Source organism: Oceanisphaera sp. W20_SRM_FM3 (assembly GCF_052119705.1).
Classification (GTDB): Bacteria; Pseudomonadota; Gammaproteobacteria; order Enterobacterales; family Aeromonadaceae; genus Oceanimonas.
On record NZ_JBGQOP010000008.1, the window covers coordinates 118968 to 129387 of the forward strand.

Genomic DNA, 10420 nt, shown 5'->3' on the forward strand with positions numbered 1-10420 from the left:
AAAAACAAGACCCCACCACCAATAACACTTAACAATCAACAACTTAAATAATAGTCCGTTAGTGCGACACTTTGTTTAGCGCAGTTAATTAAGCGTTTATTTATTTTATTTTAAATTTAAAAAGTCAGTGCTTGCGTCAGCTTTTGTCTAATAACAAGCAGACTAAGTGGCACCACATAAATTTAAAAAAACCTATTAATAAATAAAACCCAAGGGAAGGTTATCGCCTTGGGCTTTATTATCATTAAGCATGAATAAGCGTTAGCTAATTATGCGCAGTGACTGCCTCACCTTGACGAGCATAATATTGCGCCATCACAGCACACACCATAAGTTGAATTTGGTGGAAGATAATTAAAGGTAATAAAGCCGGCCCCAGCAAGGGCCCAGCAAACAACACCTGCGCCATGGGCACTCCCGTGGCCATGCTCTTTTTCGAGCCGCAAAAGACGATAGTGATCCTGTCTTCTCGGCTAAAGCCAAAGCGCTCACCCAGCCACGCAGTTAAAAACAACACCACGGCGAGCAACACACAGCACACCAGAGTTAACACCAACAAGTTCTTGGGCAATACGGTATTCCATAATCCCTCAACGACCGAGGCGCTAAGTGCCGTGTATACCACCAGTAAGATGGAGGTTTGATCGAGGCGACTGAGGTTCTCTTTATGCTTATCAACCCAGTTGCCAATGAGTGGGCGCATGGCGTGCCCCACCACGAAGGGCAGCAGCAACTGCATGCTAATAGAGCCGATCGAATGCAGTGCTGAACTGCCCTCTGTGGCATCTATTTGCATTAACAACGCCACTAACAAGGGCGTTAATAGAATGCCAATAATGCTGGAGGCAGAGGCACTGCACACGGCGGCAGGCACGTTGCCTCCGGCCAGTGAGGTAAAGGCAATCGCCGATTGTACCGTGCCGGGCAACACGCACAAAAACAGCATACCCATGTAGAGTTGGTCGCCAATCAGCGGTATTAGCATGGGTTTAGCCAGCAGGCCTATGATAGGAAACATCAAGAAAGTGCAGGCAAACACCAAGCTGTGCAGTCGCCAATGGGTCATACCGGCAATAATGGCTTGGCGAGAAAGCTTAGCGCCGTGCATAAAAAACAATAAGGCGATGGCGGCCACGGTTAAGCCGTCAAAAAAAACCGCTCCTTGGCCTTGGGCGGGCAACAAGGTAGCGGCGGCCACTACCGCTAATAAGATCAGCGTAAAATTATCAAACAGCAGGCGAAAATAGCCAAACATGGGATACTCCTCTCAATAGAGGAGGCACTGTAACGTAAAATCACAGCGCTGTTTATCGCCATTAGGACCACAAGTGTCGCCTATCGGACAAGTATAGGCCTTTCGCTGTATGTCTTATGCTTCACGCCATCCGCTGCACACCATAAGCTAGAAAGAACTGCAGCCTGCGGTTAAGATGGCCCCGTGATGCACAAGCTCATCGTCTGGTTTACGTGTTATCGTTTTAGCCGTTGTTAATCGGCTGCAGCTTCTGCATCATCTGCTTATGAATACTGCCCACCCCCTTTTGCAACTGGTACAACAACAAGAGTTGCTCAGTCAACTTAACGCGCTCAGCACACTGCCCCGCCCCGTGTTAGGCCAAGTGGTGTCTTTGCCTAATCACGCCATTGGCACGCCGCACCGTCACCCGTGGGCGCAGTTGTCTTATGCCATTAAGGGCGTGCTCACGGTCGAAACCGCCGCCGGCCAATTTGTGGCGCCGCCCACCCGTGCGGTGTTGGTGCCACCAGAGGTTGAGCATGGCGTGCATTGCCCTGCGCATACGGTGATCCGCAGCCTTTATATCGATGCCCAGTACTTGCCTTGGCAACACTGCCAAGTGTTGGACATAGACCCACTATTACGGGAATTGATTGTCGCCTTTGGCTTATTACCGGTGGAATATGACGAGCACGGCGCCGATGGCCGCTTGGTGGCGGTCTTGCTAGACAGACTCATTCAGGCGAAGCCCAGTGATTTAATGCTGCCCTGGCCTACCGATGCTCGCCTCACCGAGCTGTGTCGTTATTTGGCCAGCCAACCGGATTGCCGCCTGCCATTAAGCCATTTTAGTGCCCAGCTGGCGGTGAGCGATAAAACCCTGAGTCGGGCCTTTAAGCAGGATACGGGCATGAGCTTTCGCCAGTGGCGCCAACGCAGCCGTTTGTTGGCCGCCCTGCCCTTATTAGAGCGCGGCGAGCGCATTACCGATGTGGCGCTAGCCTGTGGTTACGACAGCTTATCGGCCTTTATTGCCGCTTTTAAAGCCTTGCTTGGCAAACCGCCTGGGGAATACCTTGTCAAGTAAGTGACTTAGGTTTATCTAACTGAAAAACCCGTCCTTTATCAGTACTATTCACCGATCAAGCAGCAAATAAAGAGGGTAATTTACTACCAAGAGTCTAATACTTGGAAAATAGTAAAAAATAATGCCGATAGTGAGGATATAATTCTGTTAATGCTTTTTTAACTCCATAGCCTCGGATTCTGCCATGAACAATTGGACTCGCACCGCCCTTAAAATATTGTCCAGCGATCAACTGCGCACCTCAGATACCCACCTGTATCGACTCGATATTCCCAGCCTACATGGCATAGATATTTACCTGAAAGACGAAAGCACACATCCTACCGGTAGCCTCAAACATAGACTGGCGCGCTCTTTGTTTCTACACGCCATTTGCAGTGGCAAAATTCAGCAAGGCACCCATGTGGTGGAGGCATCATCGGGCAGTACTGCGGTGTCGGAGGCCTATTTTGCCAAGCTGCTGGGCTTGCCCTTTACCGCCGTTATGCCAAGCCACACCACGTGCAAAAAAGTGGAACAAGTTAAGCGCTTGGGCGGCCACTGTCATTTTGTAGCCCATGCAGCGGACGTATATGCCGAGGCCGAGCGATTAGCCCGAGAAAGCCAAGGCCATTACATGGATCAATTTACCTTTGCCGAGCGTGCCACCGACTGGCGTGGTAACAACAATATTGCCGAGAGCATTTTTCGCCAACTGGCCGAAGAGCCGCACCCCATTCCGCACGCCATAGTGATGAGCGCCGGTACCGGCGGCACCTCGGCTACGCTGGGCCGTTATGTGCGTTATTTGGGGTTAGATACCAAGTTGGTGGTGGTAGACCCTGAGCATTCGGTGTTTTACGACAGCTATCAAACCGGCGATAGCAGCTTGGTCAGTCACGCCGGAGGGCGCATCGAAGGCATAGGCCGACCCAGAGTCGAAGCCTCATTTTTACCCGAGGTAATCGATGAAATGATCAAGGTGCCGGACGCCGCCAGCATTGCCACCATTCACTGGCTGGAGCATATTTTAGGCCGCAAGGCCGGTGGCTCCACCGGCACTAACTTGTGGGGCGTGTTGCAGCTGGCTAAGCGCATGCAGCAAAACGGCGAGCAAGGCGCACTCGTCACCTTAATGTGCGACGGCGGCGAGCGTTACCTAGACACCTATTACAACCCAGGGTGGGTGGCCGAGCACATAGGCGACCTCACGCCCTATCGCGAACAGTTGGCCCTGTTTGGCTAACACAGCACTTATACTGAATACTCAAAAAGCGGCACGCTCAGGCGTGTCGTTACTTAACGTCAGTTTTAACTCCCGCCTAACTCACCTATCCCGTCTGTTTATTTCAACCCGCTTATTACAACCTAGAAGCCCCACTTTCACGACTCACAATTCACATTTTTCATGATCTACATCAAAGCACAATACTGTTTTTATAGGGGCATTTATTGTTGACTCATTAGTCAGGCAGGCATAGGATAATTAAAACAAGCATCTGGAGTGCATATTATGAGTCATACCCAATTACTTCGTTTTGCGAACATGTCTATGGTGATATTTTTAGTGGTAGCCTGTGGCGCCTTAAGCATTGCTTACCTGCAAGAAGAGAAAGTGTCGCTAGGCATGACTGTATTTATGCACATCACCTTAGTGATCAGTGCTGCGCTGTTTAAGTTGGCTTATGTAGTGCGTTTGATTGCTCAAGATAAGATGGGACAACCGCTAGTCTAACTAGGCACCACTTAAAGCTTTGCACTAACGAAAGTTATCCCCTGATGTAAATTCAATAACATAGCAATTCAATAAAATAGCCCCGCTCAGTTTGCTGAGCGGGGCATTCTGTGGCGATCTAGCATCGGATATGAGCCCCACCTTAGGTAGTGGCCACATGCCAGGCTAGAAAGAGAATGATTACCCTGAGTTTGTCTTGCACAAGACCACTAAGCCCATTAACTTAACTTCTTAAAGCTCTTATTGTTTTTTAAAGCTGCTATTTTTTTAAAGCTCTTACGCTTATTTAAAGCTCCTGGGCTTGTTTGAAGCTTCAACTCTTGAGCGCAATAAGCAGTGCTGCTTTTATTTATCCATTCTGCCCCTCTGATATCAAAGGATCTGATATGACGCTGCCCCATACTGGCGCAATCTTACGTAAAGCTCACACTCGCACAGCCATGAGTATCTTAGGCACAGGCTTACTGCTAACAACCTCAGTATTCGCCGGTGTACCGATAGCGGCAACACCACCCAATGTTGACTCATTTACTGTTTCTCCTTTGTCTCTGGCTGCTAACGCATCAGGCGTGGCAGATACCTTGTATACCAATGGCGACATTCTCACCATGCAGGGTGACCAACCTCAGTATGTAGAAGCGCTCGCGGTGCAGGCAGGAAACATACAACAAACAGGCACGCGCCTTGAGCTAGAAGCCCTGCAAGGCCCCAACACGCAAATTGTAGACCTCGATGGCAAAACGCTGATGCCCGGCTTTATCGATGCCCATAGCCATTTTATGTTTGCCTTGAACATGGTTAATCAAGTGAATGTGGCAAACCCACCTGTGGGAGAGGTAATCAGTCTGGCAAGCTTACTCGACCAGTTGGATGCGTTTCAGCAAGCACGCCAGATCCCAGAAGGCGGCTGGCTGATTGGCTGGGGCTATGATCACATGGGGTTGGCTGAGCAGCGTCACCTCACTAAATTAGATCTCGACGCGCGCTTTCCCAATCATAAGGTGCTACTTATCCATGTTTCTGGTCACGGCGCCGTCCTCAATTCGCAAGCCTTGAGCTGGGCTAAGATAGATGCCGATACGCCAACACCCGAGGGCGGCATTATTGCCCGCCTGCCCAATAGCCAGGAGCCAGCCGGCCTGCTGATGGAAACCGCCTATCTGCCCGTGTTTGCTAATTTACCTAAAGCCAGTACCGCGGAGCAATTGGCGTTAATGGATGCGGCCCAGCAGATGTATGCCAGCCAAGGTTATACCCACGCTCAAGAAGGCTTTAGCCATGTGGCCGATGCAGATTTTTTAATGCAAGCCGCGGCAGAAAATCGCGTCTATCTGGATATCGCCTCCTTACTCAACTTTACCGAACTGGATACTTGGCTAAACAACCCTAAATATACACTGGGTACCTATCAAAACGGCGTTAAGTTACAAGGCATTAAGATTACTCAAGATGGCTCACCACAAGGCAAAACCGCCTATATGAGCACACCCTATTTAACCGGTGGCCCAGATGGCGAGACAGATTGGCGCGGCGAAACGACTGTGCCCTATCCGACCTTTGCCAACATTGTGAAAACTGCGGTGGACAATAAGGTACAAGTCTTTATTCATGCCAATGGCGATGCCACTATCGACCAAGCCATTAAGGCCATAGATGCCGCAGGCCTGACCGCTAAAGATGATGCGCGGACCGTGGTGATTCATTCGCAGTTTCAGCGCCCAGAGCAGTTGGATGACTATGTGCGGTTAGGCATTAGTCCGTCGTATTTTAGTAACCACGTCTATTTTTGGGGCGATGTGCATATCGAAAATATGGGCCTTGAAAAAGCCAGCTTTATCAGCCCATTGATGTCGGCCAACGCCAAAGGTTTAGTTACCTCAAATCACACCGACTTTAATGTGACGCCACTCGATCCCCTGTTTGTGTTGTGGACTGCCATAACACGGGAAACGCGTAATGGCGTTATTTTAGGAGCCGACCAACGTGCGAATGCCTACACAGCACTGCAAGCCTTAACCACTGGGCCGGCCTATCAAATTTTTGAAGAGGAACGCAAAGGTAAACTCAAGGCCGGATTATTAGCGGACTTAGTGGTGTTAGATAAAAATCCACTCAAAGTGCCAGTGAGCGAAATTCGCGAGATCAAGGTGTTAGAAACCATAAAGGCGGGGCGCACTATTTATCCTCAACCGGCAGTTAAAGCCGAGCTATCGCCCAAAGCCAGCTTATAATTGAAATGCAATAAAAAGCCCCGAGCAGCATGGCTGGTCGGGGCTTTTTTGTGCGCCTTAACTGACAAGCAGCAGAAGTTAATCCAGCTGGCTGCGCAGCCAGTTAAGGACTTCTACATACGTCACCGGCAGCATAGTTTGCAGCATATCGAGTGCGGCTTTGGTGTCGGCATGATTGTCGAGGCAGAAGTTAATGTGCCCCACTTTGCGCGCCACCCGCACTTCTTTGCCGTACCAATACAGCTCGGCGCCGGGTACGGTCAGCCAAGCGTCTTGATAATCTACGCCCACTAAATTCACCATCACGCTGGTGTTTTTAACGGTGGGTTGCACTAGCGGCAAGGTGGCCACGGCGCGTAAATGCGCCTCGAACTGGCTAATATTGGCACCAGCTTGGGTCCAATGGCCGCTGTTGTGCACCCGAGGTGCCAGCTCGTTCACCAACAGTGTATCGCCCAATCTGAAGCATTCCATGGCCATCACGCCCACGTAGTCCAGATGGTTCATCAGCTTACCCAGCATTTGCTCGGCCTTGGCTTGCAAGTGCGCGAGGCGCGCCAATGGCGCCACAGAGCCGAGTAAGATGCCGTCTACGTGCAAGTTTAAAGTCAGCGGATAAAAGAAACATTGGCCATCACGGCCGCGCATGCCCACTACCGACATTTCTTCGTCGAAGTCGATGGCTTGCTCGGCGATGCACTCTTGATGCCAATCTTGAGGCACCGCATCGCGACCCGGCTCGCGCAGCCAATGTTGGCCACGGCCGTCGTAACCGCCGGTGCGGCGCTTTAATAATACTCGCTCACCTAAGCGCTCATGCAAGCCCTCGGCTGTGGTGTCGGTGCCCACCAACTGCCAAGGTGCGGTGGCTAACGCTAACTCATCGAGCAGGGATTTTTGGGTGAAGCGATCCGCGAGTCGAGGGAAGGTTTGCAAGTTCACAAAGGCGCCGTGGCTGGCCAGTTGGCGGGTCGCCACTGTATCGGGCCACTGTTCGCGCTCGGCGGTCACTTGCTCGTGCGCCTGCAGGGGCAGCGTTTCTTCTGACTCTATATCAACCGGTTGCACGTCTAAATTAAGCGGCATGCCGGCATGCTTCAACATTTGGCCTAATTGGCCGGCACCCAGTACCCAAATACGGCTCATGCTTGTGCCCTCGGATCGGGATTGGCCAGTACAGTCTCGGTTTGCTGTTGGCGAAATGCTTCTAGGCGCTCGGCTAAGGCGGCGTCGTTATTGGCTAACATCTGGCAAGCCAGCAAGCCCGCGTTAAAGGCCCCCGCTTCACCTATGGCCAACGTGCCCACGGCCACGCCTTTGGGCATTTGCGCGATAGACAATAAGCTGTCCATGCCATTAAGGGCTCGGCTTTGCACCGGTACACCTAACACGGGCAAGCGAGTTTTAGAGGCGACCATGCCCGGCAAGTGCGCTGCACCACCGGCGCCGGCAATAATCACTTCAAAACCGCGCCCTACTGCTTCTGCGCTAAAAGACATCAAACGGTCAGGCGTGCGGTGCGCCGACACCACTTCCACTTCGTAAGGCACCTGCAATAAATCCATAATCTCTGCGGCGCCTTGCATGGTGGGCCAATCGCTTTTTGAGCCCATGATGACGGCAACTTTTGCTTGCATGACTACTCCTGGTTAACAAGGTTTTAGGCGGTTGATTACTGCGTTAAGCACAGCACAAACTCGCTCAGCATTTCGGTGGTTCTGGGGGGTGCGCAATTATAGCGAAACGGGACTTTGTCGGCTAGTGAAGTAACCCAGATTCTGGGGCTGGCTAGACAAAACCTGAGCTTGGGGTTAGGATAACTGCTTGTTTTTATAGATGAGTGCAGTTGAATCCCGTAATAGGAGGTGTCCCCGCCATGTTTGGTTTCATTGAAGCTTTGCCCTAAGTTACGACCTTTTGTGTCGTCGACCGCACATCACTCTGCGCTCACCAACCTCTCTAGCTTTTAATTTTAATATCGTTTATTAGCGCTTTTTCGCGTCCGTTGTCGCAAGCCTAGTCGTCTTTACTTACGCCACATTTATGACACTGCAGTTGCCTAAACCGCCACTGTAGCCGCGCGTTTGCCCCTGTTATTCACGAGTGCTCACTCGCTTGAATCATGGAGATGATTTTGGAACTCTATCAATTTTCTAGCAGCACAGTGTTGCTGTTGCTGGCCGCCTTTTACGGCGGCACCTACTTTTTAACCACCCTTATTAAAAAAGACAATGAAGATACAGATGCCTTTATGGTGTCCAATCAACGCATCGGTTATGGCATGGGGGCGGCCAGCATGACCGCCACTTGGATTTGGGCCGCCTCTTTTTACGCCGCAGCTACCTCTGGCTATAAATACGGTATCTCAGGGCCTTTGCATTATGGCCTGTGGGGCGCGCTGATGATTTTATTCATCTATCCCTTTGGTCGTCGCTTTCGAGCCTTGGCCCCTAAGGCCCACACCTTAGGCGAGCTTATTCATGCGCGCCACGGTTCATCTAGCCAGCTGATTTTAGCCTTCTCTAATATCTTGGGCAGCATCATCAGTTTAATGGTGAACTTTACCGCCGCCGGTGCTTTGGTGGCCGTGCTCTCTCCCTTGTCATTTCAAACTGGGATAGTGATTGCTGGGTTTGGTGTGCTCAGTTACACGCTATGGTCGGGCTTTAGGGCCTCGGTGTTTACCGACTTTGCACAACTGATAGCTCTGATGGGCATCGCCATTGTTATTATTCCTGCGGTGCTGTTTGCCATGGGTGGCCCAAGCGTCATGCTGGAAGGTTTTAGTAATATGAGCTCGGAGCAGGTGGATTTGTTCTCGATGGATGCCATCTTAAACCAAGGAGCGCCCTTCTTTATTGCGGTGCTGGCTTATGCCATCGGTAACCAGACTATTTCTCAGCGCTTGTTTGCGGTGAATGAAAAGCACATTAAATCGACCTTCTTAACTGCCACTCTCGGTTACGGCGCCATCGTCATTGGTTTGGGTATGATAGGATTAATGGCCTTAACCTTGGGCGTACAGCCGCTTAATGGGGAAGAAAACAACCTGATCCCACAAATGGTGTCGTCCTACTTGCCGCCGTTTTTCATCGGCTTATTCTTTATCTTGGTGATTGGCTCTTTGTCTTCCACCGCCGACTCGGACTTATCGGCGCTGTCTGCCATCGTCATGGCCGACGTGTACGGTAAGAATCTGGCCCGTGGCACAGTCGACCCCAAACGCATGCTGTTTATAGGCCGCATGACCATGGTGGCCGCCACCATGATCGGTATCATCTTGGCCAGCTACTCCTTTGATATCTTGGTAATGCTGGTGTTTGTGGGTGCCTTATGGGGAGCCATAGTGTTCCCGGTCATTGCCAGCTGCTATTGGGACAGGATCACCAACCTCGCCTTTACCAGTGCGGTAGTGGTCGGCTTAGTGTTGTTCTTGGTGGCACGATCAAAGCTGTTCCCCATGGTGGGTACGGTAGCATTGGGCTTTGAATTGCTGGCCTGTATTGGCGCTGGCGTGGTGATCGGCTTGATGGCCTTTGGCTTTTTCGGCAAGTGGGCAGGCTTTGTGGCCGGCACCCTCGCCGCCTTGGCCATGACCTATTTCGCGACCGGCTTCTTACGTGAATACACGGTATTGCTCTCATCACTGGTGGCTTACGGCTCCAGTACTTTAGTGTGTGTGGTGGTCAGTTTGTTTAATCAAGAGCGCTTTGATTTTGACTTAATCGCCAAGCGCGTGGGGCATTACGATAATCGTAATGACGTACTGTCCAAGGCCAAACAAGGCCAGCGCCCCGCACATGCTAAGGCGACTCACGCAGCTCAAACTTCTCACTCAAGCTAATGGCCTAATGGCTAATAAGGAGTCTTAATGAACGAATTAACCTTAAGCGCCTATATTTTAGTGTGGCCTGCTCTGTCACTTTGGATATTGGTGGCGTTGTGTCGGGCGGTATTAAAAGACCTGCGACTGGCGAAAAAAGAAAAGCGCGGTTTAGTGTAAGCCTAGCGTTAGGTGTAAGACGCAAACTGCAGTAATAATAAGGCGAGCCTAGGGCTCGCCTTATTGTTTCCTGATTACTTATGAACCTCAGCCATTATGCGCCCTGTTTCGGTTCGCCCTTTTGTAGCTGCCGGTCTGGCTCCAAGGT

General features: G+C 51.0%; 9 protein-coding genes. 6 read left to right on the forward strand and 3 right to left on the reverse strand.

Annotation, left to right across the window (positions count from 1 at the left end; all coding sequences use genetic code 11):
- Positions 1-265 precede the first annotated feature (265 nt).
- The gene (locus tag ACEN2G_RS06645) at positions 266-1237 is read right to left on the reverse strand and encodes a bile acid:sodium symporter family protein (protein ID WP_442020704.1); all 972 of its coding nucleotides are present in this window, start codon (positions 1235-1237) and stop codon (positions 266-268) included.
- A gap of 283 nt (positions 1238-1520) precedes the next feature.
- On the opposite strand from ACEN2G_RS06645, the gene ACEN2G_RS06650 reads away from it, so the two are divergent.
- From ACEN2G_RS06650 to ACEN2G_RS06665, 4 genes are all read left to right on the forward strand, one after another.
- Positions 1521-2324, forward strand: coding sequence for a helix-turn-helix domain-containing protein (locus ACEN2G_RS06650; RefSeq protein WP_442020694.1), 804 nt, complete (start codon positions 1521-1523; stop codon positions 2322-2324).
- 184 nt (positions 2325-2508) lie between these two features.
- A complete protein-coding gene (locus tag ACEN2G_RS06655) occupies positions 2509-3549 on the forward strand; it encodes a PLP-dependent cysteine synthase family protein (RefSeq protein WP_442020695.1) in 1041 nt (346 codons plus the stop codon).
- A 267-nt stretch (positions 3550-3816) separates the two neighbouring features.
- Positions 3817-4038: a hypothetical protein gene (locus ACEN2G_RS06660; RefSeq protein ID WP_442020696.1), complete on the forward strand. Its 222-nt coding sequence runs from the start codon at positions 3817-3819 to the stop codon at positions 4036-4038.
- A gap of 386 nt (positions 4039-4424) precedes the next feature.
- Positions 4425-6269, forward strand: coding sequence for an amidohydrolase (locus tag ACEN2G_RS06665; protein ID WP_442020697.1), 1845 nt, complete (start codon positions 4425-4427; stop codon positions 6267-6269).
- Between the two features lie 78 nt (positions 6270-6347).
- Here the strand turns inward: ACEN2G_RS06665 and purK are convergent, their stop codons facing one another.
- Entirely contained in the window at positions 6348-7415 is a 1068-nt protein-coding gene (gene purK, locus ACEN2G_RS06670; protein ID WP_442020698.1) for a 5-(carboxyamino)imidazole ribonucleotide synthase, read from the reverse strand.
- A complete protein-coding gene (gene purE / locus ACEN2G_RS06675) occupies positions 7412-7906 on the reverse strand; it encodes a 5-(carboxyamino)imidazole ribonucleotide mutase (RefSeq protein WP_442020699.1) in 495 nt (164 codons plus the stop codon). Before purE ends, purK begins: the two co-directional genes overlap by 4 nt.
- Before the next feature lie 491 nt (positions 7907-8397).
- On the opposite strand from purE, the gene ACEN2G_RS06680 reads away from it, so the two are divergent.
- Both ACEN2G_RS06680 and ACEN2G_RS06685 read left to right on the forward strand, forming a co-directional pair.
- Positions 8398-10113 carry a sodium:solute symporter family protein gene (locus ACEN2G_RS06680; protein WP_442020700.1) on the forward strand — a complete coding sequence of 572 codons (1716 nt, stop codon included), beginning with the start codon at positions 8398-8400 and terminating at the stop codon, positions 10111-10113.
- A gap of 27 nt (positions 10114-10140) precedes the next feature.
- Entirely contained in the window at positions 10141-10272 is a 132-nt protein-coding gene (locus ACEN2G_RS06685) for a putative transporter small subunit (RefSeq protein WP_442020701.1), read from the forward strand.
- Positions 10273-10420: the final 148 nt, after the last annotated feature.

Bases quoted from the DNA above. Each gene is read 5' to 3' on its own strand.
- ACEN2G_RS06650 (WP_442020694.1), top strand. From the start codon at position 1,521: ATGAATACTGCCCACCCCCTTTTGCAACTGGTACAACAACAAGAGTTG.
- ACEN2G_RS06655 (WP_442020695.1), top strand. From the start codon at position 2,509: ATGAACAATTGGACTCGCACCGCCCTTAAAATATTGTCCAGCGATCAA.
- ACEN2G_RS06660 (WP_442020696.1), top strand. From the start codon at position 3,817: ATGAGTCATACCCAATTACTTCGTTTTGCGAACATGTCTATGGTGATA.
- ACEN2G_RS06665 (WP_442020697.1), top strand. From the start codon at position 4,425: ATGACGCTGCCCCATACTGGCGCAATCTTACGTAAAGCTCACACTCGC.
- purK (WP_442020698.1), bottom strand. From the start codon at position 7,415: ATGAGCCGTATTTGGGTACTGGGTGCCGGCCAATTAGGCCAAATGTTG.
- purE (WP_442020699.1), bottom strand. From the start codon at position 7,906: ATGCAAGCAAAAGTTGCCGTCATCATGGGCTCAAAAAGCGATTGGCCC.
- ACEN2G_RS06680 (WP_442020700.1), top strand. From the start codon at position 8,398: ATGATTTTGGAACTCTATCAATTTTCTAGCAGCACAGTGTTGCTGTTG.
- ACEN2G_RS06685 (WP_442020701.1), top strand. From the start codon at position 10,141: ATGAACGAATTAACCTTAAGCGCCTATATTTTAGTGTGGCCTGCTCTG.